Source organism: Pseudomonas sp. MPR-R2A5, from assembly GCF_058793055.1.
Window position 1 is genome coordinate 1 of sequence record NZ_JBXAFK010000011.1, and the last position, 23,355, is coordinate 23,355.

Below are 23,355 nucleotides of genomic sequence, written 5' to 3' on the forward strand. Positions count from 1 at the left end.
GATGGCCTCCAAAAACAAAACACCCTGCGAAAGCGTAGCCCTCGCAGGGTGTGGGGGTGACCATCTCATTAGCCCGGGGGCGTTCTTCAATGAACGGCCCCGGGCTTTTTTACGCCTGGAGTTCAAGCAGGCAGTTCTTCCTTGCCCAGGCACGCGGCCGCGGTAAACAACACATCCGTGGACGAGTTAAGTGCAGTCTCCGCCGAATCCTGCAACACACCGATGATGAAACCGACCGCCACCACCTGCATGGCAATTTCGCTGGGAATGCCGAACAGGCTGCATGCCAGGGGAATCAGCAGCAGTGAACCACCGGCCACCCCCGAGGCTCCGCAGGCACAGACTGCCGCGACGACGCTGAGCAGTACGGCGGTGGGCAGGTCGACGGCAATCCCGAGGGTGTGCACGGCAGCCAGGGTCAATACGGTGATGGTGATCGCGGCGCCGGCCATATTGATGGTGGCGCCCAGGGGGATCGACACCGAGTAGGTGTCTTCATGCAGGCCCAGGCGTTTGCTCAACGCCAGGTTCACCGGAATATTCGCCGCCGAGCTGCGCGTGAAGAAGGCGGTGATGCCACTTTCGCGCAGGCACATCAGCACCAGTGGGTACGGGTTGCGGCGCAGCTTCCAGAACACGATGGCCGGGTTGATCACCAAGGCCACGAACAGCATGCAGCCGATCAACACCACCAACAGGTGCGCATAGCCGAGCAGGGCGCTGAAACCGGAAGTGGCCAGGGTCGAGGCCACCAGGCCGAAGATACCCAGCGGCGCAAAGCGGATCACCACGCGCACAATCAAGGTGACGCCGTTGGACAGGTCGTCGAGTACGGTGCGGGTAGTTTCGCCGGCATGGCGAATCGCGATCCCCATGCCGATGGCCCAGGCCAGGATGCCGATGAAGTTGGCATTCATCAGGGCACTGATCGGGTTATCCACCACGCTGAGCAGCAGGCTTTGCAGCACCTCGCCGATGCCGCCGGGGGCGCTCACCGTGGCGTCATGGGTGGCCAGTACGAGGAACGAGGGAAACAGGGTGCTGGCGATCACCGCAACGACTGCCGCGGCAAAGGTGCCCAGCAGGTACAGGAACAGGATCGGCTTGATGTGGGTTTCCTGGCCGTGTTTATGGTTGGCGATCGACGCCATGACCAGCACAAACACCAGGATCGGCGCGACGGCCTTGAGCGCAGTGACAAACACTTTGCCGATAAACCCGGTGGCCTTGGCGGCTTCGGGCAACAGCAGGGCCAGCAGGATACCGGCGATCAAGCCGATGACGATTTGCGTGACCAGGCTGACACGCGCAAGTCGTTGAAAGAGGGAAGGGGCAGCAGTCATAAAGTTGTCTCTGTTTTTTTAATGGGTGCAGCAGGGCGGGCGGAAAGGGCTGTAGGAAACAGGTCGCGAAGTCTAGCATGCTGCACGAACTGTCCCGGCCAATGCGGCAATGCGTCACCGGCCGGGCGCCGGTCTTAGCCAAGTCCGGACATGTTCTGTTAAGATTCTTGCCTCTCATCTTTCCTCTCCGTCAGCGAGCCCCCAGGGCAGTCGTTGATGTCGTCGTTTCTGGAGTTTTCATGCTGTTTCCGATCCTGCTGCTGTCGGCCGCCGGCTTTACCGTGCTGACCACGGAATTCATCATCGTCGGCCTGCTGCCGTCGATTGCCCGCGACCTGAATGTCAGCGTGTCCCAGGCTGGGTTGCTGGTGACCCTGTTCGCGTTCACCGTGGCGGCGTTCGGCCCGTTTCTCACGGCCTACTTCGCCCGATTCCAGCGCAAACGCCTGTTCATCACGATCCTGGTCATGTTCGCCGTGGCCAATAGCGTGGCCGCGCTGGCGCCGAATATCTGGGTCATGTCCCTGGCCCGCTTGATCCCGGCCTTGGGGTTGCCGGTGTTCTGGGCCCTGGCCAGTGAAACCGCGGTGGATATCGTCGGCCCCGAATTCGCCGGGCGCGCCATTGAGAAGATCGGCTTCGGGATTGTCTGCGCCACGGTGTTTGGCATCCCGGTCGGCACGCTGATTTCCGATATGTTCGGCTGGCGTACGGCGTTTGCCCTGCTAGCGGCCATTGCGCTGGCCAAGGCCTTGCTGCTGTACATCTACCTGCCCGTCACGAACGCCAAGAACGAGCAGGTCACCTTGCGCTCACAGTTCAAGATCCTGCGCAGCCCGCTGATGCAGGGGCATATCCTGCTGTCGATCCTGGTGTTCAGCGGCATGTTCACCGCCTACACCTACCTGGCGGACATCCTCGAGCGCCTGGCCGGGTTCGACGGTACGCTGGTGGGCTGGTGCCTGATGGGGTTCGGCGCGGTCGGCCTGATCGGCAACTCCCTCGGCGGGCGCGCGGTGGATCGTCACCCGTTGATCGCCTCCATGGTGTTTTGCGGGTTTATGATCGCTGGCATGGTGGCCGTGGTGCCCGCCATTCATTCGACAATCGGGCTGGCGGCGGCGATGGCGGTGTGGGGCGTGACCCAGGCGGCGATGTTCCTGGTCAGCCATGTCCGCCTGATGAAGGCCGCGCCCCATGCGCCGGCGTTTGCCGCGTCGCTGAATATCGCCGGGGCCAACCTGGGTATCGGCCTGGGGGCCATGGTCGGTGGGCATGTCATCGACACCTTGGGCCTGGGCAGCCTGGGCTTTGCCGCCTCCGGGTTTATCCTGGTGTCGATCCTGCTGGCGCTGTGGCTGATGACGGCCAAGCAACCGGCTGCTTCCAACGCCTGAGCTGTCAGGGCAGGGCGGTGAACAATTCTCGCCGCGCACCCTCGGTAATCGCCACGATGCCGGGGTGCTTGACCTTGCGCTCCACCGAGATCGCGTAGAACGACTCGCTCACCGCATCAGTCTGGCCGATCAGCGCCACGCCGTACTGGCGCACGACCTCATCGGCGATCACGCTGGGGGCGATAAAGATACCGCTGCCGGATTGGCCGAATGCCTGCATCAACGCGCTGTCGTCGAACTCGCCGATGATCTTTGGCTGGATCTTCTGCTCGGCAAACCAGCGCTGCAAGCGGCTGCGCACCACCGTCTCCGCCCCCGGAATCAAGAGCGGCGCGCCATGCAAGCATTGTGGGAAATCGCCGCCATGCCGGTCAGCCAGTGCCTGGGTGGCGAAGAAACTGATGCCACATTCCCCCAGTTTCTGGCTGTAACCCTTGATGTCCAAGTGCGTTGGCATAGGGCTATCGGAAATGACCAGGTCCAGGCGCTGGATCGCCAGGTCGGCCAATAAACGTTCGAGTTTGTCTTCACGGCAGGTGATGCGGATCGGTTCGCTTAGCTCTATGGTCGGTGCGATCAGCCGGTAGACGATGGACTTGGGCACCACATCCGCTACCCCGACCCGGAACACAATCTGCTGTTCATTGGGTTGCGCGCGCAGCATCGCTTCCAGTTCATTGCCCGTCTGGAACATCTGCTCGGCATAGGGCAGGGCCTGGCGACCCGCTTCGGTCAGCTCCAACTGGCGGCCTACCCGTTGAAACAATGCGACACCAAAGGTTTGTTCCAGCAGGCTGATCTGCCCGCTGATGGTCTGCGGCGTGAGGTTCAGTTGCTCGCAGGCGCGCACGATGCTGCCGGTCTTGGCTACCACCCAAAAGTAATGCAGTTGTCGGTAATTGAGCATGGCACCCTACACTTCGTAAAAATCGAAGTATACGCGAGAAAAATACGAATTTTCCTGAACTGTTCGCCTGCATAGAATGCCTCGCTATCGCGGGGCCACTATTTGGACCCAATGGTTCTAACGAGGAAGACATCATGAAACTCAACTCCCTGTGCGCTGCATCGCTGCTTGCGCTTTCATTGGTGGTGGTCAGCGGCTGTGATCAAGTCGAAAAAAGCGCGCAGCAAGTGATGGGCAAGGCCACCGAGCAGGCCAAACAAGTCATCGATGAAACCCACAAGGCCGCCGAACAGGCCTTGAGCGAGGCGACCCAGGGCCTGATCAGCCCGGAAAAAAAGGATGACCAGCCAGAAAACGCGCCGCAATCGGACAGTAAAGAAGCTTAACTCCCCCCGAACAACGTCAGGACTGACCTATGGATTACCTTTTACAACTGGCCGCCAGCCCCACCGCCTGGGTCGCCCTGGCCACCTTGATCGTCATGGAAATCGTGCTGGGCATCGATAACCTGATCTTTATCTCGATCCTCACCAACAAATTGCCGGAGAAGCACCGGGCCAAGGCTCGTCGCATCGGCATCAGCATGGCGCTGGTGCTGCGCCTGGGCCTGCTGAGTACCATCGCGTTCATCGTGCAGTTGACCGCCCCGGTGTTCGAGATATTCGGCCAGGCGTTTTCGTGGAAAGACATGATCCTGATCGCCGGCGGCCTGTTCCTGGTATGGAAGGCGACGACCGAAATCCATCACAGCATGGACCCGGAGCCGGAAGAGAAGGCCAGCACCAGCAATGTCGTGGCCATCGGTTTTGCCGCCGCCATCGGGCAGATCCTGTTGCTTGACCTGGTATTTTCCATCGACAGCATCATCACTGCCGTAGGCATGACCGAGCACTTGCCGATCATGATCATTGCCGTGGTGACATCGGTCATCGTGATGCTGGTGGCGGCTGAACCGCTGGCCAAGTTCATCAACGACAACCCGACTGTGGTGATGCTGGCCCTGGGCTTCCTGATCATGATCGGCATGACGCTGATCGCCGAAGGTTTCGGTGCCCATGTGCCAAAAGGCTATGTATATGCGGCGATGGCGTTCTCGGCGGCAATCGAATGCTTGAACATCGCGCGGCGTAACCGGCACAAGCGTTTGCTCGCTGCCCGTCAGTAACGGCTGGAACAAACAGGCCGGCTGCGCTCATCCGAGCCCAGCCGGCCTTTTGCTGTCTGCTAGAATCGGCCCACTTGATAGCTTGAGGTCCACCATGAACGAGCCGATTCGACTTACCCAGTACAGCCACGGTGCGGGTTGCGGCTGCAAGATTTCCCCCCAGGTGCTGGAAGTGATCCTGGCCGGCAGCGGAGCACAGAACCTTGACCCCAAGCTGTGGGTGGGCAACGCCTCGCGCGATGATGCGGCGGTGTATGCCATCGATGATGAGCGTGGAGTCGTCTCCACCACGGATTTTTTCATGCCGATTGTCGATGATCCCTTCGATTTCGGTCGCATTGCCGCCACGAATGCCATCAGCGATATCTACGCCATGGGCGGCGACCCGCTGATGGCCATCGCCATTCTCGGCTGGCCGGTCAACGTGCTGGCCCCGGAGATCGCCCGCGAAGTCATCCGAGGCGGGCGCTCGGTGTGTGACGAAGCCGGCATTCCGTTGGCGGGTGGGCACTCCATCGATGCGCCGGAGCCGATCTTCGGCCTGGCCGTGACCGGCATCGTGCAAAAGCGCCATATGAAGCGCAACGACACGGCCACCGCCGGGTGCCAGCTGTACCTGACCAAGCCTCTGGGCATCGGTATCCTCACCACTGCCGAAAAGAAGGGCAAATTGCGTGAGGCGGATATCGGCCTGGCCCGTGACTGGATGTGCACCCTCAACAAGCCTGGCAGTCGCTTCGGCAAGTTGGCCGGCGTGACCGCGATGACCGATGTCACCGGTTTCGGCCTGCTGGGGCATCTGGTGGAAATGGCTGACGGCAGTGGCCTGACTGCGCGCATCGAGTACGAAAAGGTCCCACGCCTGCCTGGCGTGGAGTACTACCTTGACCAAGGCTGCGTCCCTGGCGGCACCTTGCGCAACTTCGACAGCTACGCCAGCAAGCTCGGGCGCCTGCAGGAACTGCACAAGCGCGTGCTGTGCGACCCCCAAACCAGCGGTGGCCTGCTGATCGCTGTCAGCCCCGACGGTGATGCCGAGTTTCACGCGGTCGCGGCTGAACTGGGCCTGGCTCTTGAGCCGATTGGCCAGTTGGTGGAGCGACAGACCAACGCGGTAGAGGTGTCTTGATGGCCACTGACATCACCGATTACCGCGATATCTTCCTCAACGACCGACCCATGATGGATACCCGCGCGCCGATCGAATTCAGCAAAGGCGCGTTTCCCGGGGTGATCAACCTGCCGTTGATGACCGACGACGAGCGCCAGCGCGTCGGCACCTGCTACAAGCAACAGGGCCAGCAGGCGGCAATCGTGCTGGGCCATGAACTGGTGTCGGGGGCGATCAAGGCCGAACGCATCGAACAGTGGGCACGATTTGCCCAGGCCCATCCCGACGGTTACCTGTACTGCTTTCGTGGCGGGCTGCGCTCGCAGATTGTGCAGCAATGGTTGAAAACCGAGGCCGGTATTGAGTACCCCCGTGTCGGCGGCGGCTACAAAGCGATGCGCTCCTTTCTGCTCGACACCGTCGAGCGCGCCACCGCCGAGTGTGATTTCGTGCTGCTGGGGGGCATGACCGGCGCGGGCAAAACCGAGGTCCTGGGCCAGTTGCGCAATGCCTTGGACCTGGAAGGCCACGCCAACCACCGGGGTTCCAGCTTCGGCAAGCGGGCCACGGCGCAGCCGTCCAATATCGACTTTGAAAACCGTCTGGCGGTAGACCTGCTGAAAAAGCGCGCGGCGGGCATCGAGCAGTTCGTCGTCGAGGATGAAAGCCGCATGATCGGCAGTTGCGCACTGCCGTTGCCCTTGCACAAAGGCATGCAGTCCTTTCCGATGGTGTGGTTGGAGGACAGTATCGAAGGGCGCGTCGAGCGAATCCTCAACGATTACGTCGTCGATCTGAGCGCGGAATTTATCGAGGTGTTTGGCGAGCAGGGCCAGGCGCTGTTTGCCGAGCGCTTGACCCAGGGCCTGGCCAATATCTACAAGCGCCTGGGGGGCGAGCGCTTCCAGCGATTGCAGGTGATTCTGCAGGAGGCCCTGGCGGAACAGGCACGCACCTGCGTCGTGGATTTGCATCGGCTGTGGATCGAAGGTTTGCTGTGCGAGTACTACGATCCGATGTACGCCTTCCAGCGTGAAAAGAAAGGCGCACGGATCGAGTTCTCCGGCGAGCAGGGCGCGGTGCTGGCGTACTTGCGCGAGCGTAGCGCCCGGCGCGGTTGACAGGTGGGTTTCCGGTGCCTCATCGCGGGCTTGCTCGCGATAGGGCCGTCAGCCTCAACGAAGCGTTAGAGGATCACGGCACCGATCAATCCGCACACCACGCCCACCAGCATGGTCAAGCCGGCCACCGTCACCAGCACCCGCGCATCGAAATCCTTGCGCAGCATCAACAGCGACGGCAGGCTCACGCTCGGCAAGGTCATCAGCAAGGCCACGGCGGGGCCGGTGCCCATGCCCAGGGTCATCATGGTTTGTACGATGGGGATCTCTGCCGCTGTAGGAATCACAAACAGCGTGCCGACAATCGCCAGCGGTACCAGCCACACCAGGCTGTTGGCCATGGCGCCGTCCACATGGGGAAACAGCCAGACCCGCGCTGCACCGAGCACCAGCACCGCCAGGATATAGATCGGTATCGTGCTCCAGAAGAGCTGCCACAGGGTACGCAGCCAGCGGCTCAGGAACGGTTGCGACTCCGTGCTGCTGGCTTCGGCTACAGCCTCCAATGCCGCTTCCGGCACCTGTTCAGGCCGGGCGATGCGCTGTGCCACCATCGACACCCCCACCACCAGCACAATCCCCGCCACCAGCCGCAACGCCGTAAACCCCCAGCCCAGCACAAACCCCATGAACACCAGCGTGGCCGGGTTCAGCACCGGGTTGGCGATCCAGAACGCCAGCGCGGCGCCCACCGACACCCGCTGGCGGCGCATGCCTGCCGCGACCGGTGCCGCGCAGCAACTGCACATCATCCCCGGCAAGGCGAACAGCCCGCCGCGCAAGGTCGAACCCAGCCCGGCGCGGCCGAACAGGCGCAACAGCCAATCGCGAGGGATCAGGACCTGCAGCAAGGAACCAAGGATCACCGCCAACACAGCGGCTTTCCAGATCGCCAGGAAATACACCTGGGCATAGGCCAGCGCCGCGGCCAGCGGCGAGCTTTGCTGGTCATTGAGAATCGAGGCGCCGATGCTGTGGTTATCGGCGGCCACAAATGCCTTGAGGTAATAAGGCGACCACTTCACGTAGTAGAGGCCCACGCAGGCCACCAGCAGGAATAACGTTGGTTTCCACCAGAATGACCAGCCTCGGTTGGGCTGGGTGGAGGTGAGGTTGGGCATGGAAAGGTTCCGCAGGCGAGTCAAGAACGCAGCATCATACGCCCTTGCCTTCGATCATACCCACGCTCCTGCGTGAGCAAAGCTCAAGCCGAAACGCTGCGCTTCAGAGATCGGCGCTGGCCTGGGTCGCCTGTGGGCAAGTTTCGTCGCCGTTATTCAGCCCTTGCTTGTAGTTACGGCTCAGCAACGAGGCCTTGCCGTTGTGCCAGGTCAGCGTCAGCACATACAGCGTGTCGTAGTCACTGCCGGACCAGTCATTGGTGATGGTGTGCTTTTCGCCCACCGCTTCCCTGGCCACCTTGTTGATCAACTCCGGCAGGTAACCGTGGGACCAGGCGGTGTAGATGATGGCGTTGTGGTACTTGTCTTCCACCAGTTCGTCGGCGAGGGCGCTGGTGTCATTGGCCGAAAACTTGATGTTCACCGGCAGGCCGAGCTTGATCGCGCTGGGGCTGATGGTCATCAGGGGGCGAATGTAGCTGTACGAGTTATCTTTTTCGCCTTCTTCGATATTGCGCGTGGGGTTGGCGGCAAACACGAAGTTGGCCTTGCCGAATTTTTCCGGCAATACAGTGGCCAGGTTCATCGCACGGTTCAGGCCCTGGCAATTGAGCTGGCCCAGGCCGCCGGCGGGTTTTTCGCCGTGGCGCAGGAAAACCAGGGTTTGCACGCCATCCACCGGTTGGGCGCGGCTTTCGCGAGCGTCGAGGGCGGCGACCATGGCGGCGCTGACCAGCAGCAGCGGCAGCGTAATGTAGGAATAGCGTTTCAGTCGTTGTACATGGCGCAGAGGCTTGATCTTCATTGTAGGTTCGAGTCTTCATGCGTCAGGTTAAGGCGGACAAGCCTGGCCCCAGTCACGCCGATGGCGTCCTGCGGTGTGTTCCCTGTCGATACAGCGAGGTGCCTCCATTTACCGTTCGGGCGCATGTAAGAGTGCGCTTGGGCACTTTGGTTCGCCCGTGCGGGACATTAGCCCGCCAATGTTGCGCAATGATGACTTATGCACGACGGCAGGCGGGTGGCTATCATGGTGACTTTCTGCCTTGGGGTTTCCCGATGAATTCGCTCGCTGCCTTCCCGATCAACAGCAAATGGCCCGCCCAGCACCCTGAGCGCCTGCAGCTGTACTCGCTGCCCACGCCTAACGGAGTCAAGGTCTCGATCATGCTCGAAGAGCTGGGCCTGCCCTATGAAGCGCACAAGGTCAGTTTCGACACCCAGGACCAGCTGTCGCCCGAGTTCATGTCCCTGAACCCCAACAACAAGATTCCCGCGATCATCGACCCCAATGGCCCCAGCGGCCAGCCGTTGGCGCTGTTCGAGTCCGGCGCGATCTTGATTTACCTGGCGGAAAAGACCAGCCAACTGCTCTCGGAAGACCCGGCCACCCGCTACGAAACCCTTCAGTGGCTGATGTTTCAGATGGCCGGCATCGGTCCGATGTTCGGCCAGGTGGGGTTCTTCAACAAATTCGCCGGTAAGGCCTACGAAGACAAACGCCCGCGCGACCGCTACGTCGCCGAATCCCGACGCTTGTTGGCGGTGCTGGAGAAACGCTTGCTGGGGCGTACCTGGATCATGGGCGACGACTACAGCGTCGCCGACATCGCCACTTTCCCGTGGATTCGCAACCTGATCGGCTTCTACGAAGCGGGCGATCTGGTCGGCATTGCCGACTTCCCCAATGTACTGCGCGCGCTGGACGGTTTTGTTGCCCGGCCAGCCGTGATCCGTGGCTTGAACATTCCGAGCTGAGCATGCCGACTTTCGATTTCAAACAACTGGATGTATTTAGCCGCGAGTCGCTCAAAGGTAATCCGCTGGCCGTGGTGCTGGGCGCCGATAGCCTCAGCGACCAGCAAATGGCCGACTTTGCCCGGTGGACCAATCTCAGTGAGACCACATTTTTGCTGACACCCCGTGATCCACGGGCCGACTACCGCGTACGAATTTTCACTACCTTGAAGGAGCTGCCATTCGCCGGGCACCCCACATTGGGCAGTTGCCATGCGTGGCTCCAAGCCGGAGGTATCCCCAAGGGCGAGGAGATCATCCAGGAATGTGAAATCGGCCTGGTGCGTGTCCGCCGTCAAGGGGATGAACTGGCGTTTATTGCGCCGCCGTTATTGCGCGACGGCCCGGTGGAAGCGCCGTTGGTCGAGCGCGTGCGCCTGGCCTTGGGCCTGGAGCCGCAAGCGATTGTGCGCAGCCAATGGGTTGATAACGGGGCCGATTGGCTGGCGATAATGTTGGCCGATCGCAATCAAGTCCTGGGCTTGCAGCCAGACTATTCGCAACTGCTCGGTTTGGCCGTGGGTGTCATAGCCCCTTGCAACCCAGCCCACGATGACGTGGAGGCGCACTTTGAAGTGCGTGCCTTTGTCGCAGGCGATGGCGCCCAGGAAGATCCGGCCACCGGCAGCTTGAATGCCGGCATTGCGCAATGGCTACTGAGCGAGGGGCTGGCGCCGGAGCGTTATGTGGTCAGCCAGGGCACGGCCATAGGGCGTGCGGGGCGCATTCACATCGAGCGCCAGGGCGATGAAATCTGGGTCGGCGGGGCAGTGGCGGTGTGCATCGAAGGGCGTCTACAGCTCTAGATCAATGAATTATTACGGGCCTGGCAATACACTGTTGGCCCCTGGGCATTTGTGCTGCCGGGGCCAAGGGGCATAAGCTTTCGCCCCAAAGTTTTCAGTCTTCAGTCAGGAAAGCCATGACCAGCCAGTTCCCTCAAGCCCGCCCACGTCGCCTGCGCCGCTCCCCGGAGCTGCGCAGCTTGTTCCAGGAAACCGAGTTCACCCTCAACGACCTGGTATTGCCGATTTTCGTCGAAGAAGAAATCGACGACTTCGTGCCGATCACCAGCATGCCGGGGGTGTTGCGTATTCCCGAGAAGAAGCTGGCCCATGAGGTCGAGCGCTATGCCCGTGCGGGGATCAAGTCGGTGATGACCTTTGGCGTGTCCCACCACCTGGACGCCAGTGGCAGTGACACCTGGAAGGAACGCGGACTGGTCTCGCGCATGTCCTCGATCATCAAGGACGCTGTGCCGGAAATGATCGTGATGTCCGACACCTGCTTCTGTGAATACACCGACCACGGCCACTGCGGCGTAATGCACGGTGCCCACGTCGACAACGACGCGACTCTGGTCAACCTGGGCAAGCAAGCCGTTGCCGCCGCCCGCGCCGGAGCCGATGTGATTGCACCGTCGGCGGCGATGGACGGCCAGGTCCAGGCGATTCGCCGCGCCCTGGATGACGCCGGGTTCACCCATATCCCGATCATGGCCTACTCCACCAAATTCGCCTCGGCCCTCTACGGCCCGTTCCGCGAAGCCGGTGGCAGCGCGCTCAAGGGCGACCGCAAGAGCTACCAGATGAACCCGATGAACCGCCGCGAAGCCGTGCGCGAATCGCTGCTCGACGAACAGGAAGGCGCGGACGCGCTGATGGTCAAACCGGCCGGTGCCTACCTCGACATCATCCGCGACATCCGCGAAGCCTCGCGCCTGCCGGTGGCGGCGTATCAGGTCAGCGGCGAATACGCGATGATCAAGTTCGGTGCCCAGGCGGGGGCGATTGATGAGGATCGGGTGGTGCGTGAAACCCTCGGCTCGATCAAACGCGCGGGTGCGGATTTGATCTTCACCTACTTCGCGATGGACTTGGCGTTGGCCGGTATCTGAGAACAGTGCAAACCCTGTGGCGAGCGAGCTTGCTCGCGTTGGGCTGCGTAGCAGCCCTAAACCCCTGATTTACCTTAAATACTTCATCTCCCTGACTAACTGCATTCTGTGGCATTTGAATTTTGTGATTGGGTGAATGAGATTTTCTTCAATCGTTGGTCTGAATTTTATTTGTTTATTTCGGCTGTATAATTAGTTTTTATTTGTTATTCATAGCTTCTGCATTGTATTTGTCAAGGCAGTCAAGCAAGACTTTCATGAATTGCCTTTTGTCAGTTATTTCGTCGTTGAAATAAGTATCAAAAAGATAAAATACGGACTCGAAGTTTTCGTCTGTATTTAAGAAGTGCCGGATGGTGTTGATATGCCATTCCCTTTCGTCTTTCTTGTATTTGATAAATTCAGGTTTGGTAAGTGTGTCAAATAACTCGGCGAGTTCTTTGTCATTGTTTATATTTTTTGATGCAATGAAGATCTCTCTTTCGGAGTCGTCAAGGTTTTCGATGTTGTAGGTGAATAAAAGGCTGCGGAGGATTGAAAGTTTAGGGAGATGTTTCATATCAGTAGTCCGTATAAGCGGTGATTGGGTTTCCGTCTGAGTCTAGTATTACTGTTGCTTTTCGTTGTTTTCCATATTCAAATCTGTCTTTTTTATAGCCCTCTCCGATTTTTTTCCCATGTCCGTGGGATCGCGAGATGTTTCGAAGTTGGTACGTCTATATGTTGTCTCGGCACAAAAAATTAGCCTATAAATAGTACTGCCCCCTTTCTGATAACTATCTGGTCGTAAGCTTATCAAGCTTTACCTGTCGCTCCGCACGTGTCAGTTTCGGTGAGGCGGGTTCTCAATTTTATTCCCCGAGTAAGTGATTTTCGAGTTTTCGGAGTACGTGATCCAGCCATAGTGGTCCTGAAGCCCATTGATTTGGATAATAATAGTAACAATACTGCTCATGTAACAGATTTTCCTGGAATTCTGACTCGTTTGTGTAAGAAGTAATTAGGTCTAAAATTTGATTTCTTACAGTCAATACTACATCGGTAGGCGACTCGAGTAGAAAGCTATCAATGACCTCGTCAGCAGAGGCATGATTTTCTGTCCAGTCCTGATTAAAGTAGGCGCCAAAAAAATGTTGAAGTTCTATTAAGGTTTTGTTCATTTTTATATTGCGAGACAAAGGGGGGCAGAGGGATGGATTTATTTGATTGAGAACAGTGAATTTGAACTTAAGCCTATTAATAATTTTTTCCCCATTTTTCTGTTCCCTTTCTGGTCTTGCATGACTGGGGTCGCTTCGCCGTCCAGTGCGAGCAAAGCCTGCTCGCCACAGGTCGCAGGCATGATCTGAAAAATTGTTCTTTCGACTTATTTAAAAAGGTTTAATTGAGTTTTTCATAGTCTTTCGCGCCTATTGAGGCTAGCCAAGTCTTGAAAAAATCAATTTGTACTTGCGGATCGTTTGTTAGGTTGTTTTCTTCATAGTCAAATAAATGAACTATATTGTCTTGATCTGCGTGTTTGCCTAGTGTCATCTCGTATGCGACGAGTCCCGCGCTCATTTGAGAAGCCATTCTTGAAGGCATGACGTTTATCTTTGCGCCCTTGCACAAAAATGTCATGTGTGGGAATTCCGCTCTGACTTTTGCCAAGCACACGTATATGTCTTTTCCTTGATAAAGTTTTCTGAAGTTATTGGATTCTGAAAACCACATCAGCCTATTTACGGGGTCATATTTTACGGTTGTTTCGATTTTTATATTATTACGTATGACCTGAATTTTTTGGTATTCCATTTTTTATTTCTGCTGAGCCTTCTCGGGTGAGTGATTTATGGTTTGTCTAAATTGATTTAGCCCATTTGTTACGATAAAGAATTTGCTCGTTAACATCGTTAGTCAGTTCGTTTTCTTCATAATCGAATATGCGGACCAGCTTGGCCTCTGGGTCGCCCATTTCAACTTCGTATGCCACGAATCCACTTGACATTTGGGATGCCATTGCGGACGGGTAGACATTTATTTTAGAGCCTTTGCACAGGAAGGTTATGTCGCTGAACTCTTTTCTTAATAAACCAAAACAGATGAAAATATCTGTATCGCTATATGTTCTTTTTGCACCATTGCTAAATGTTATGGAGAGGGAGGGTATGCTTCTGTCATATTCAATGGTGGCCATTTCTCTAAGAGAATTATTAATTATGGCTATTTCTATGCTTTTCATTTTTTATTGTCTATTTGGATTGATTGGCGAATAGCCTTTATGTGTGCCGTTATCGTGAAGTGGGGGGCATATAAGGTATCTTTAGTGTTTATCCGTTCGAGACAAAGGGCGGTGGATTTGTTTAATTGCTGCTTTTTGCGATTACTGAGTGTTACGGTATTGCCTCAATCGACCGAGCAGCGTTCTCATGAACATTTGCTGATTAATTACAGGTTCACTGAAATAAGTTGCCATTGTTTTGAATATTGAGTCGAAGTTGTCTCCGATGGATAAATAGTGTTCGATCGAGTCAATGAACCACTCTTGCTCCTGTTTAGTGTATGATAGGAATTCCGGTTTGGTCAGTTCGTCAAGTAGTTCAATAAGCTCTTTTTCATTGTTTATGTTTTTTGACGAAATAAGATTTTCTCTTTTTAAATCATCCGTATTTTCAATGTCATAAGTGAACAGTAGTCCGCGAATTATTGACATGCTTGGTTTATTTTTCATTTTTATTCCTCGGTGTAAGCCGTTTTGGGATTTCCATTTTTGTCCAGTGTTACTCGAGCTTTGCGTTGTTGACTATATTTGATTTCGTCGCTGGAATACCCTTCACCAATAATTTTTCCCATGTCTCCGTTTCTTCTGAAGATCAGCTGTGCTCGATATATCGAGTTCAATTGATCCCTGTGACTAGGGACAAAGGGACGGATTTATTTGACTGAAAGCAGTGAGTTTTAACTTAAGCCTATTAATAGTTCTGTCCCATTTTCCCGCATTTTTTCAAGGCCAGGCGAAACTCCGTGGTGACCCATCTCTTGAGGCAAGCGAGTTCCTGTGGCGAGCGAGCTTGCCTCGCGTTGGGCTGCGTAGCAGCCCCATAACCGACACCGCCGAACTACTTGAAACCCCGCATTGCCCTGACTGGTGCCGCTTCGCGGCCCAACGCGAGCAAGCTCGCTCGCCACAGCGTTTTGGGCTGTCAGGGAAAGTGGTGGTGTTACCACGTTGACTGGTCTTCGAGGCTGGCTTTTTGCAGGTCGTCTTTCCATACCTCATTGGCTAGCCGGTAGATATCGGCGAAGAAGCCTCTAGGGTCGGCGATTTCCGTTTCGTCCCAAGCCATAGTTATGTGTTCGTCGTAATCACTTTCGAATTCTCTCGCAAAGTCAAAGTCGGGTTTGTCTAGCACACTCCTGAGTGCAGACATCAACACGAAGCGATGCCTGTAGGAGAGATACATAAGATCCTTAAGAATATAAGAAATTATAATTATTTCTCTGTCTTTTTCATTGTTAGGGTTGTACTGTCGTAATTCTTTTTCGACCGTGTTCTCAAGGTCGTATATCGATAAAGCTCCTAATATATGAGAGATGTTAGGGGCGTAGGGAGTATTCATGAATGGGCACTTCAGCATCGTCTGCTCACTTAGGGAATGCGGTAAATGGTCGAGTTGGATTGTTTCTATCAAATCTGACCTCTGCTCTGTCCATGTTTTCAATGTACTTAGGATCGTTTACGTCTCGGCGGTTAGGTTTGTAGCCGCGTCCGGCTCCGGGTAGCTCGACTATAACCACGGGGTTACCTCCTCTATCAAGACCTGTAGGAAATGGTGAATTGCCTTGCATCCTGCCCATGGCTTTATTTATAGCGTGAAGCTGCATTCCCCAGGTTTTAAATTGGGAGCTGGAATTGATAGTTTCTCTTTTTCCAGTGGTTGGACTTGTTCCATCAATAGATCGTTGCTTTAAAGCGTTGTCTGGTATCTCCGGGCCATGCTTTTCAACCGAGTGCATATCGTATTTCTGTTCCCAACCCAGTACTTTTTGTTTTGCATTTGCCTCTTTCAGTTCATCTATTCTCGCCTGTCGTTGAGTGCGCGTCAGTTGAGGTAGAGCTGGCGCGCCTTCATTAACGCTAGACTTCGGAAGGATAGGAGGAGCGCCAGGCTTGCATTCGTCACCAGGGCAGGTGCTTAAACCTAGTGGATCCACCCACCCCGTAGGATTGGGCACGTACTGGTATCCATTGATCCCACCCGCCAACTTCACCGGATCCGGTGTCAGGTAACGACCAACATCCGGATTGTAGTAGCGATGGCGGTTGTAGTGCAGCCCGCTTTCCTGATCGAAGTACTGACCCTGAAAACGCAGTGGGTTGTCGACTGTTCCGATGTCGAGTCGGGTGATTTCGCCATAGGCTCGGTAGTGGGCGGACCAGACGATTTCGCCCTCGGGATTGGTGAGTTCCTGGGGTGTGCCGAGGTGGTCGAGTTGGTAGTGATAAGGCTTGGTGTCTTTTGGGCCGAAGCCTTCCAGCAGGACGAGCGGGCGAAAGCTGTCCGGTTCGTAGAGGTAGCTGCGATGCTTTTCGGCGTGGTGTTCGGCAACCAGTTTGTCGCCTTGCCAGAAAAACTCCGTGGTGATGTTGTCGACCGTCTTGCTGATTCGTCGCCCAAACGGGTCATAGCGATAGCTCGCGGTTTGGCCGTCGGGCTGGGTAATGCCGATCAGCCGATGCTGGCAGTCGTAGCGGTATTCGGTGACGAGTTGGTGACCCTTGCCGTTCCGTTCGCGGATCAGGTTGCCGAAGGCGTCGTAGTCGTAGTGGCGGTCGCCCTGGATCATCAGGCGGTTGCCGGCGACGATGTCGGGGCCGGGGCGGTCTTGCATGAGCAGGTTGCCGGCCGGGTCGTGGGCGAAGCGTTCGTGCGGGTCTTGCGTGTGGTCGGCGCGGGTGAGGCGGGCGAGGGGGTCGTAGTGGTAGTGGTGTTCGCCTTTGCGGCTGTCGACTAAACGGGTGAGGTTGCCGGTTTTGTCGTAGTCATAGTGGCGTTGGTAGAGGGGAGTGTCCTGCTGCGCGACGGTGTGGGCGTGCAGGCGGTGTTGTTCGTCGTAGTGGTAGTGGCTGAGGAGTTGGCCTTGTTGGCGTTGGTGTTCTTGGCCGGCCTTGAATAGATGAGAGGTCAGCAGTGCGCCGTTTAACTCGACGGTGGCGAGGTGGCCGCCTTTGGCATGACTAAAAACCAGTCGGTTGTTGTCGGGCAGGCGCAGGTTTTGAAGCTGACCGCAGGCGTCGTAGCCATAGCGCAAGGTGCCCCAGCCTTGGTGTTCGGCGGTGAGACGGTTTTGTGGGTCGTATTCGTAGGCTAACGCCCAGTGGCCGTCGTCGACGCTAAGGAGGTTGCCTTGGCGGTCGTAGGTATATTCAACAAGGTTACCGTCGGGGAGGTTTTTTCGTACAAGGCGACCGGCGTGGTCTCGCTCATAACGAGTAACGAGCTGGCTGCCATCGTCGCCGTGTTCGGTCTTTTCCAGCAGATTGCCATTGAGGTCATAGGCATAAGCCGTACGCTGCCCATCAAACCCGACTTCCTGTTGAATCAGGCCGTTGGGGTGGTAGGCAAGTCGGTAGGTCTCGCCAACCTCGTTTTCGATCTCGGTCAGCAGTAACCGGGGGTTGTCGTAGCTGTAGTGGACCTGGGTGCCATCGGCATTGATACGGCGGCTGATCAGGTGCAAGCCGTCGGCGTATTCGTAGCGGGTGACACGCCCGAGTTCATCGCGTTCGGCGGTGATTTTTCCGTAGGGGTTGTAGCTGTATTCCCGCGTGGCGCCACCCGGTTGGGTTAGCTTGACCAGGCGCCCGGCGGCATCCCATTGGTACTGGGTCAGCGCGCCATGCTCATCCTCGCGGGCAATCTGTCGACCCAAGTCGTCATAGCGATAGCGCCGCACACCGCCATTGGGCAGCGTCTGCTCCAGCAGTTGCCCGCGCTCATTCCACACCAGCCGCTGGCAGCTGTGATCGGGGTGCCAAACCCCCACCAGTTGTCCGTATTGGTCGTAGCTGTAGTCGGTGACATGGCCGTCGGGATCGGTCTTACGCGTAATGTCGCCCTGGTCATTACGCTCGTACTTCCACAGCGCCTGACCCCGGCGCACCACGCGTACGAAGCCATTGTCATGCTCGTAGGACGTCGGCTCGTCATCCCCCGGAAACAGCGCGACCAAGCGCCCGGCTTCGTCGTACTGATACGCCGTCACCGCCCCCAGCGGATCTTGCTCAATCGTCAGCCGACCTTTGTCATCGTAGGATTTGAAGTGCTGCGCACCGTCCGGATCAATCCGCTGCACCAGCCGCGCCCGGTCGTCATGGACATACACTTCCTGACTGCCATCGGCGTTGTGCACCGTGACGCGCCCGTCGTCACTCCACACATAGCGCGTGTCCATCTGCGAAAAACTGGCCCAATGCCGGACACATCGCGCCGCCTTGCCAGACCGTTCCCACGCCCAGAAGAAACTCGCCCCGCCGGCCAATTGCCGCTCGAGAATGACGTGCTTATCGTCGTAGCGGTAAACCTCGCTTTCGCCGACGGCATTGGTCGCCGAGACCAGCCGTCCAGCGTTGTCATAGGCGTAGGCAACAACGTGCTGCTCCGTCACCCAGACGTAGGGTTCATGCCCCTTGGCGCGCTGAACCTGGTAGTCCACCGCCACAATGCGGCCCCGTTCATAGCGCAAAAACAGCGACCGGCCCGCGCCGTTATCCAACCGCTCAATGCGCCCCAATACGTCTCGGAAAATTCGCAGGCGGTTGTCATACGCATCACTGATCGAGACCAATACACCGTCGCGAAAGTGATAAAACCGCGCCGCCTGGGCCAGCACCAGTTCATCCGGCGAAGCGCCCAGATAGATCGCCGCTTCAGCCAGGCTATTGGTGATCGCGGGGCGAGCAGCGGTGGGCAGTGGAAACTCAGTCGTGCGGTTTTCATGGTCAATCCAGACGACCGAATCGCCCACCACAGAAAGCCTGTGCGCCAGCGAATGACTCCAGCCAAAGCCCAACCCGCAATCCACTTCCACCGCACTGGTGCGGTACAACCGGGTCCACTCGAACGGCAAAATCCCGTCCAGCGTGCCATCGGTCAGGGTGAGCAGCTCCTCGCCGGTAACCATCGACACCGGGCAGCCGTTGGTGACGGTCTTGTCCGAAGACGCGGCAGCATCCCCCGCAGGGTTTTTCCCCGAAACAGGCGCATCATCCACGTGCTCTTGCCTGACCAATACCGTTTGCGGGCGCTTGTTTCGAACTGCCGGCACCGAGTTTGAAACCAGGTTCTCACCCGCCTTCAGCGGTGCAACAGGTACAGACTTCGAGATCATCGAGCCGCCGAGCAACAACGGTTTCGCCGCTGCCACATGGGGCTCCAACGTCGGTCCTGCAACCTGCTTGGCGAGCAACTGCAGCAGCTCCCGCGCCCGTCCGGACTTGACCTGGCTCAGCACCTGGGAGCCCAGGCGCACCGCAACCCCCATCCCGGCCGTCACCCGAATCAGCAGCAGGTTGATCAGCACCTCACCGGTGATCTCGCCCCACAGTTCATGCATTTGCGGGGGCGGCAGCAGGCGCATCCAACTGACCATCGCCGACACATAGATGAACAGCAGCGGCTCATCGCTGAGGATCAGCAGGCCATGGGCGATCTTGTCGTTGCCCAGCTTCAACAGCTCATCGAGCTCGGCCTGGGAGAGGTATTGCAGCAGCTTTTCGCTGTTGGGCTTGATGTCCTTCAGCAGCTCATACAGCTGCGTAATGTTGTCCCACAGGCTGTAGAGCGCTTTGCCGATACCACTTAGGAACGCGGTCTCCAGCAGCCTGCGCCGGTCCAGTGGACTGGTGTCCGTATAGCCTTGCCACTGAGCTTGGAAAGCGCCGGCCCACTCTTCACGCAGGCGCACTTCCAGCTCGGCGATCACCGACTGATAAGACGCATACAGCGCCTTGACGTGATCCTTGGAAACGTTGGGATAGAAGGTGATTTGGTACTGCTGGTTGCGATCGCACTCGGTGATTTCGAGGATGCCGCTCGGGCCGATGGTTTTGTGGATCGGTTCACCCAGCGGGCCGCCGTTTGGATCAACGCGTTGCAGCACCACCGGTGTATTGCCGATGGGGACGAAGCGCGTGCTCTGGAACATATGCACCAGCGTCAGCGTGCCATCGGCCCGGCATGTGGCGACGGTGCTGCTCGGATAGAGGGAACGGGTCGTCGGTGCGACCAGCGCCACCTCATCCCCTACCTTGAATACCTGCTCGACATCGAGTGCCGAAAAGCTCCAGAAGCTCGCCGCCCAGGTGTCAAAGGTGTTGAGGCATTCACGAAAGTCGCGGAAGACGCCTTCAACGTCGACCGTCTTCACGTCCATTGGGGTCAGGACTAACCTGCCAATGGCCGGGTTCAAGCGGCAGCCCCCGCCATCGGGGCCTCAATAAAAAACGCCATCTGCAATCCCTCGCACTGTGTATTCAGGCGAGGGACTTTGCAGATGTTCTCAGGGAAGGGGAGTAGAGGTTATCCGGCGATCGGGTGGGACGTTTCGTCTTCTTTCGGCCCAGCTCGAAAGGGCTTTGCGGCCCGGCGAATGTAAGCTTTCAACGCTGCGCAAATGCCAGGTTCAGCCCCAACCCCGCAAACGCCGCCGCAAAACTGCGCCGCAACCAGTTCTGCACCCGTGGCGACTCGACCACCGTACGGCGGAACCCGTTGGCCAGCAGGCCATAGACCACAAACACCGCAAAGGTCATCGCCATGAACACGCCGCTCAGCACCAGCATTTGCAGGGCGGGCGCGGTGCTGCCTGGGGTGACGAACTGGGGCAGGAAGGCCAGGAAGAAAATGGTCAGCTTGGGGTTGAGAATATTCAGCAGGAAACCGCGGACCATCAAACTGTGTGCAGTCGCGACCGTTGGCGCGTCGTTCATGGCGAAGGCCGAGCGATCCCGCCAGGTGGCATACGCCAGGTACAACAGGTAGGCGACGCCGGCGTACTTCAACGCTTCGAAGGCCAGCGCACTGGTGTGCAGCAGCGCGGACAGGCCAAGCACCGACGCCAGCAGGTGGGGGAGGATGCCCGCCGTGCAGCCCAGGGCGGCGAAGACGCTGGCGCGCTTGCCGGCCGTGAGGCCTGTGGACACGGTGAAGATCACGCCGGTGCCGGGAATCAGCACGACAATCAGGCAGGTGACGAAAAAGTTCAGGCTAAGCATGGCATTCAAACTCCGTGTAGGAATGGTCGTTGATAGATCCTGTCACGTTCGACCCGGGAGGGCGAGAGGGGCGATTGGCGAACCCGCGTTAGACTTACCGGTCGAACCCCGCAATGCCTGACCATTGTCTTTCAAGGAAGCCCCATGTCCGTACGCTGCCTGATCCTGTGCCTCACCCCCTTGCTGGTGCTGGCCGGCTGCTCTACATCGCGGGCCCCGCAACAGCCGGAGCGCAGCGAGGCTGAGGTGAAAGCGCAGATCGTGCGACTGCTGCCCTCAACGGTGGCGGACCGGAATGGGTGGGCCCAAGACATTTACACGGCCTTCGACACCCAGAATATCTACCCCAGTACTGAAAATATCTGCGCTGTGTTGGCGGTGACCGAGCAAGAGTCCACCTACCAGGTCGACCCGGCAGTACCCGGCATGGGCAAGATCGCCCAGGATGAAATCCTGCGCCGTGCCGGTAAGGTCCATGTGCCGGCATTTGTCGTACGCAGTGCGCTGCAATTGCGTTCACCCACCGGCAAGTCCTACGCCGATCGCTTGAACGCCGCGCGCACGGAGAAAGACCTCAGCGGTATTTTCGACGATTTCATCAGCATGGTGCCTTTGGGCAACACGCTGTTTGGCGGTTTCAACCCAGTGCACACTGCTGGGCCCATGCAGGTCAGCATCGATTTTGCGCAAAAACACGCGCGGGGTTATCCCTACACGGTGGAGGGGACGATTCGCCGCGAGGTCTTTACCCGGCGTGGCGGCCTGTATTTTGGTATCGCCCATTTACTGGGGTATCCGGTGAGCTACGAGCAGCCGCTGTATCGCTTCGCCGACTTCAATGCGGGTTGGTACGCCAGCCGTAATGCGGCGTTCCAGGCTGCTGTCAGCCGTGTCTCGGGTAAAGAACTGGCGCTGGATGGCGACCTGATCAACTACGGTTCCTTGTTGCCCGGCACCACCGAACTGGCGGTGCGCTCATTGGGCGCGAAGCTTGACATGCGCAACCCCAGCATCCGTAGCCAACTGGAGCAGGGTGAGCAGCTGGATTTTGAAGAAACAACCCTCTACACACGGGTGTTTGCCCTGGCCGACAAAGCTGCTGGCAAGCCGCTGCCCCGGGCGATCCTGCCGGGCATTGTGCTCAAGAGCCCGAAGATCACCCGTAACCTGACCACGGCGTGGTTTGCCAAGCGCGTGGATGAGCGGTATCAGCGTTGTATGAAGCGCTGACACCGAATCACTGTGGCGAGCGGGCTTGCTCTGGCCAGTAGGCTTGCTCTGGCTAGTAGGCTTGTCGTGGCGAGCGGGCTTGCCCCGCGTCGGGCTGCGAAGCAGCCCCAATAAAGCAGAATGCGGTGTATCAGGTATCTTTTGGCTCCTGATTCCGGGGCTGCTTCGCAGCCCGACGCGGGGCAAGCCCGCTCGCCACAGCAAGCCTGTGCGACACAACGAATCTGCGCCATAGCCACACCCACAACCACACCACCGGAAACGCCAGGATCACGAACGGCAGCACGTAGCTGGCGCGCTCCAGGGCGTCTGCGGTGCCGTCCACCAGGTTCGTGCCCAGGTTGCTGAACATCCGGCTGAAGCGTGACGCTGGATTCGCGCCGTCGGAGGAGCGGAAGTTCAGCGTTACGCGGTTGGTATCGAGGCGATGTTGCTGGCCGGCAGCGACCTGGGCCAATGCCTGCAACTCGTTTTCGATGCCCGCTTGCTCCTTGCTCAAGGCGATCAGGTCGCTGACGGTGATGTCTTTGCGCTTGGCCAGTTCGTCGAGGCGTTGCTGCTGGGCTTGCAGCCGATCCTGGCGACGGCGCACATCGGCGACCGCATCGGCCAGGTCTTCGGCGCGGGTGATGCGCTGCCCGAGTTTGCCGCCTTCGGCAGCCAGGGTGACCATCGGTTCCACGCCGCCAGGCGCGATGCGCAGGATGATCTCGCCGCCATTACCGTCTTCGGTGATGCCGAGGATATTGCAGGCGCCAAACCGCGCGGACTCGCAGGCTTCGCGAGTGGCCTGCATGCGTGGTGCGAGCAAGGCGCCAGGCAGGGCCAGGGTCAACTCATGTTCATAGGCCAGTTGCGCGCCGGCCCGGCCTTGTTCGCCGCTGATCACCGTGGCGCGGGAGTGGTCCTTGGGCGAACAGCCGGCCAGGGCGAGGCCGGCGAACAAGATCATCAGAGGCATGCGGAGCGGGAGGGAGTTGCCGTCCAGGTGGCGCATTGCGATTCCTTGA

22 protein-coding genes are annotated in these 23,355 nt (G+C 58.0%); 9 read left to right on the forward strand and 13 right to left on the reverse strand.

Annotation, left to right across the window (positions count from 1 at the left end; all coding sequences use genetic code 11):
• Positions 1 to 122 precede the first annotated feature (122 nt).
• Entirely contained in the window at positions 123 to 1,343 is a 1,221-nt protein-coding gene (sstT, locus tag AC1Q6I_RS10590; RefSeq protein WP_102625627.1) for a serine/threonine transporter SstT, read from the reverse strand.
• A 239-nt stretch (positions 1,344 to 1,582) separates the two neighbouring features.
• Here sstT and AC1Q6I_RS10595 point away from each other — a divergent pair, with 239 nt between their 5' ends.
• Entirely contained in the window at positions 1,583 to 2,740 is a 1,158-nt protein-coding gene (locus tag AC1Q6I_RS10595; RefSeq protein WP_024074480.1) for an MFS transporter, read from the forward strand.
• Between the two features lie 4 nt (positions 2,741 to 2,744).
• On the opposite strand, the gene nhaR is transcribed toward AC1Q6I_RS10595, so the two are convergent.
• Positions 2,745 to 3,647 (reverse strand): transcriptional activator NhaR, encoded by a 903-nt coding sequence (gene nhaR, locus AC1Q6I_RS10600; RefSeq protein ID WP_102625628.1) that lies wholly within the window; start codon positions 3,645 to 3,647, stop codon positions 2,745 to 2,747.
• A 134-nt stretch (positions 3,648 to 3,781) separates the two neighbouring features.
• On the opposite strand from nhaR, the gene AC1Q6I_RS10605 reads away from it, so the two are divergent.
• From AC1Q6I_RS10605 to mnmH, 4 genes are all read left to right on the forward strand, one after another.
• A complete protein-coding gene (locus tag AC1Q6I_RS10605; RefSeq protein WP_102625629.1) occupies positions 3,782 to 4,033 on the forward strand; it encodes a hypothetical protein in 252 nt (83 codons plus the stop codon).
• 29 nt (positions 4,034 to 4,062) lie between these two features.
• A complete protein-coding gene (locus tag AC1Q6I_RS10610; RefSeq protein ID WP_069075652.1) occupies positions 4,063 to 4,812 on the forward strand; it encodes a TerC family protein in 750 nt (249 codons plus the stop codon).
• Positions 4,813 to 4,906: 94 nt separating this feature from the next.
• Positions 4,907 to 5,941, forward strand: a complete 1,035-nt coding sequence (gene selD / locus AC1Q6I_RS10615; RefSeq protein ID WP_024074484.1) for a selenide, water dikinase SelD — start codon at positions 4,907 to 4,909, stop codon at positions 5,939 to 5,941.
• Positions 5,941 to 7,044 (forward strand): tRNA 2-selenouridine(34) synthase MnmH, encoded by a 1,104-nt coding sequence (gene mnmH / locus AC1Q6I_RS10620; protein ID WP_102625630.1) that lies wholly within the window; start codon positions 5,941 to 5,943, stop codon positions 7,042 to 7,044. The genes selD and mnmH overlap by 1 nt, the downstream gene beginning before the upstream one ends.
• 65 nt (positions 7,045 to 7,109) lie before the next feature.
• Here mnmH and AC1Q6I_RS10625 read toward each other — a convergent pair whose 3' ends face one another.
• Together AC1Q6I_RS10625 and AC1Q6I_RS10630 are read right to left on the reverse strand one after the other, a co-directional pair.
• Positions 7,110 to 8,165 carry a permease gene (locus tag AC1Q6I_RS10625; protein WP_024074486.1) on the reverse strand — a complete coding sequence of 352 codons (1,056 nt, stop codon included), beginning with the start codon at positions 8,163 to 8,165 and terminating at the stop codon, positions 7,110 to 7,112.
• Positions 8,166 to 8,268: 103 nt separating this feature from the next.
• Positions 8,269 to 8,970 carry a histidine phosphatase family protein gene (locus AC1Q6I_RS10630; RefSeq protein ID WP_102625631.1) on the reverse strand — a complete coding sequence of 234 codons (702 nt, stop codon included), beginning with the start codon at positions 8,968 to 8,970 and terminating at the stop codon, positions 8,269 to 8,271.
• Positions 8,971 to 9,224: 254 nt separating this feature from the next.
• On the opposite strand from AC1Q6I_RS10630, the gene AC1Q6I_RS10635 reads away from it, so the two are divergent.
• The 3 genes from AC1Q6I_RS10635 to hemB all read left to right on the forward strand — a co-directional run bounded on the left by AC1Q6I_RS10635 (position 9,225) and on the right by hemB (position 11,859).
• Positions 9,225 to 9,923 carry a glutathione S-transferase N-terminal domain-containing protein gene (locus AC1Q6I_RS10635; protein ID WP_102625632.1) on the forward strand — a complete coding sequence of 233 codons (699 nt, stop codon included), beginning with the start codon at positions 9,225 to 9,227 and terminating at the stop codon, positions 9,921 to 9,923.
• A 2-nt stretch (positions 9,924 to 9,925) separates the two neighbouring features.
• Positions 9,926 to 10,768, forward strand: a complete 843-nt coding sequence (locus AC1Q6I_RS10640; protein ID WP_024074489.1) for a PhzF family phenazine biosynthesis protein — start codon at positions 9,926 to 9,928, stop codon at positions 10,766 to 10,768.
• A 116-nt stretch (positions 10,769 to 10,884) separates the two neighbouring features.
• The gene (gene hemB / locus AC1Q6I_RS10645; RefSeq protein ID WP_024074490.1) at positions 10,885 to 11,859 is read left to right on the forward strand and encodes a porphobilinogen synthase; all 975 of its coding nucleotides are present in this window, start codon (positions 10,885 to 10,887) and stop codon (positions 11,857 to 11,859) included.
• A 199-nt stretch (positions 11,860 to 12,058) separates the two neighbouring features.
• Here the strand turns inward: hemB and AC1Q6I_RS10650 are convergent, their stop codons facing one another.
• The 8 genes from AC1Q6I_RS10650 to AC1Q6I_RS10685 form a co-directional block, all read right to left on the reverse strand.
• A complete protein-coding gene (locus tag AC1Q6I_RS10650) occupies positions 12,059 to 12,418 on the reverse strand; it encodes a hypothetical protein (RefSeq protein ID WP_102642593.1) in 360 nt (119 codons plus the stop codon).
• Between the two features lie 292 nt (positions 12,419 to 12,710).
• A complete protein-coding gene (locus AC1Q6I_RS10655) occupies positions 12,711 to 13,019 on the reverse strand; it encodes a contact-dependent growth inhibition system immunity protein (RefSeq protein ID WP_102625791.1) in 309 nt (102 codons plus the stop codon).
• A 220-nt stretch (positions 13,020 to 13,239) separates the two neighbouring features.
• Positions 13,240 to 13,653, reverse strand: a complete 414-nt coding sequence (locus tag AC1Q6I_RS10660; RefSeq protein WP_102642594.1) for a hypothetical protein — start codon at positions 13,651 to 13,653, stop codon at positions 13,240 to 13,242.
• Positions 13,654 to 13,699: 46 nt separating this feature from the next.
• A complete protein-coding gene (locus tag AC1Q6I_RS10665) occupies positions 13,700 to 14,080 on the reverse strand; it encodes a hypothetical protein (protein ID WP_102625777.1) in 381 nt (126 codons plus the stop codon).
• Positions 14,081 to 14,221: 141 nt separating this feature from the next.
• The gene (locus AC1Q6I_RS10670; RefSeq protein WP_102625778.1) at positions 14,222 to 14,569 is read right to left on the reverse strand and encodes a hypothetical protein; all 348 of its coding nucleotides are present in this window, start codon (positions 14,567 to 14,569) and stop codon (positions 14,222 to 14,224) included.
• Between the two features lie 490 nt (positions 14,570 to 15,059).
• Positions 15,060 to 15,458: a hypothetical protein gene (locus tag AC1Q6I_RS10675; RefSeq protein ID WP_227496858.1), complete on the reverse strand. Its 399-nt coding sequence runs from the start codon at positions 15,456 to 15,458 to the stop codon at positions 15,060 to 15,062.
• A 25-nt stretch (positions 15,459 to 15,483) separates the two neighbouring features.
• Complete coding sequence (locus AC1Q6I_RS10680) at positions 15,484 to 20,274, reverse strand: RHS repeat-associated core domain-containing protein (RefSeq protein ID WP_492618397.1); 4,791 nt, start codon at positions 20,272 to 20,274, stop codon at positions 15,484 to 15,486.
• A gap of 226 nt (positions 20,275 to 20,500) precedes the next feature.
• Positions 20,501 to 21,115: a LysE family translocator gene (locus AC1Q6I_RS10685; protein ID WP_024074498.1), complete on the reverse strand. Its 615-nt coding sequence runs from the start codon at positions 21,113 to 21,115 to the stop codon at positions 20,501 to 20,503.
• Between the two features lie 144 nt (positions 21,116 to 21,259).
• On the opposite strand from AC1Q6I_RS10685, the gene AC1Q6I_RS10690 reads away from it, so the two are divergent.
• Positions 21,260 to 22,345: a DUF1615 domain-containing protein gene (locus AC1Q6I_RS10690; protein WP_069076249.1), complete on the forward strand. Its 1,086-nt coding sequence runs from the start codon at positions 21,260 to 21,262 to the stop codon at positions 22,343 to 22,345.
• A 130-nt stretch (positions 22,346 to 22,475) separates the two neighbouring features.
• Here the strand turns inward: AC1Q6I_RS10690 and AC1Q6I_RS10695 are convergent, their stop codons facing one another.
• Positions 22,476 to 23,342 carry a DUF4349 domain-containing protein gene (locus AC1Q6I_RS10695; protein ID WP_102625475.1) on the reverse strand — a complete coding sequence of 289 codons (867 nt, stop codon included), beginning with the start codon at positions 23,340 to 23,342 and terminating at the stop codon, positions 22,476 to 22,478.
• Positions 23,343 to 23,355 lie beyond the last annotated feature (13 nt).

What these genes read in the sequence shown, in the direction of transcription:
- AC1Q6I_RS10595 (WP_024074480.1), top strand. Translation starts at nt 1,583, where the DNA reads ATGCTGTTTCCGATCCTGCTGCTGTCGGCCGCCGGCTTTACCGTGCTG.
- AC1Q6I_RS10670 (WP_102625778.1), bottom strand. Translation starts at nt 14,569, where the DNA reads ATGAAAAATAAACCAAGCATGTCAATAATTCGCGGACTACTGTTCACT.
- hemB (WP_024074490.1), top strand. Translation starts at nt 10,885, where the DNA reads ATGACCAGCCAGTTCCCTCAAGCCCGCCCACGTCGCCTGCGCCGCTCC.
- AC1Q6I_RS10655 (WP_102625791.1), bottom strand. Translation starts at nt 13,019, where the DNA reads ATGAACAAAACCTTAATAGAACTTCAACATTTTTTTGGCGCCTACTTT.
- AC1Q6I_RS10605 (WP_102625629.1), top strand. Translation starts at nt 3,782, where the DNA reads ATGAAACTCAACTCCCTGTGCGCTGCATCGCTGCTTGCGCTTTCATTG.
- AC1Q6I_RS10665 (WP_102625777.1), bottom strand. Translation starts at nt 14,080, where the DNA reads ATGAAAAGCATAGAAATAGCCATAATTAATAATTCTCTTAGAGAAATG.
- nhaR (WP_102625628.1), bottom strand. Translation starts at nt 3,647, where the DNA reads ATGCTCAATTACCGACAACTGCATTACTTTTGGGTGGTAGCCAAGACC.
- AC1Q6I_RS10690 (WP_069076249.1), top strand. Translation starts at nt 21,260, where the DNA reads ATGTCCGTACGCTGCCTGATCCTGTGCCTCACCCCCTTGCTGGTGCTG.
- AC1Q6I_RS10675 (WP_227496858.1), bottom strand. Translation starts at nt 15,458, where the DNA reads ATGAATACTCCCTACGCCCCTAACATCTCTCATATATTAGGAGCTTTA.
- AC1Q6I_RS10695 (WP_102625475.1), bottom strand. Translation starts at nt 23,342, where the DNA reads ATGCGCCACCTGGACGGCAACTCCCTCCCGCTCCGCATGCCTCTGATG.
- selD (WP_024074484.1), top strand. Translation starts at nt 4,907, where the DNA reads ATGAACGAGCCGATTCGACTTACCCAGTACAGCCACGGTGCGGGTTGC.
- AC1Q6I_RS10660 (WP_102642594.1), bottom strand. Translation starts at nt 13,653, where the DNA reads ATGGAATACCAAAAAATTCAGGTCATACGTAATAATATAAAAATCGAA.
- AC1Q6I_RS10680 (WP_492618397.1), bottom strand. Translation starts at nt 20,274, where the DNA reads ATGGACGTGAAGACGGTCGACGTTGAAGGCGTCTTCCGCGACTTTCGT.
- AC1Q6I_RS10610 (WP_069075652.1), top strand. Translation starts at nt 4,063, where the DNA reads ATGGATTACCTTTTACAACTGGCCGCCAGCCCCACCGCCTGGGTCGCC.
- AC1Q6I_RS10630 (WP_102625631.1), bottom strand. Translation starts at nt 8,970, where the DNA reads ATGAAGATCAAGCCTCTGCGCCATGTACAACGACTGAAACGCTATTCC.
- AC1Q6I_RS10685 (WP_024074498.1), bottom strand. Translation starts at nt 21,115, where the DNA reads ATGCTTAGCCTGAACTTTTTCGTCACCTGCCTGATTGTCGTGCTGATT.
- AC1Q6I_RS10635 (WP_102625632.1), top strand. Translation starts at nt 9,225, where the DNA reads ATGAATTCGCTCGCTGCCTTCCCGATCAACAGCAAATGGCCCGCCCAG.
- AC1Q6I_RS10650 (WP_102642593.1), bottom strand. Translation starts at nt 12,418, where the DNA reads ATGAAACATCTCCCTAAACTTTCAATCCTCCGCAGCCTTTTATTCACC.
- AC1Q6I_RS10625 (WP_024074486.1), bottom strand. Translation starts at nt 8,165, where the DNA reads ATGCCCAACCTCACCTCCACCCAGCCCAACCGAGGCTGGTCATTCTGG.
- mnmH (WP_102625630.1), top strand. Translation starts at nt 5,941, where the DNA reads ATGGCCACTGACATCACCGATTACCGCGATATCTTCCTCAACGACCGA.
- AC1Q6I_RS10640 (WP_024074489.1), top strand. Translation starts at nt 9,926, where the DNA reads ATGCCGACTTTCGATTTCAAACAACTGGATGTATTTAGCCGCGAGTCG.
- sstT (WP_102625627.1), bottom strand. Translation starts at nt 1,343, where the DNA reads ATGACTGCTGCCCCTTCCCTCTTTCAACGACTTGCGCGTGTCAGCCTG.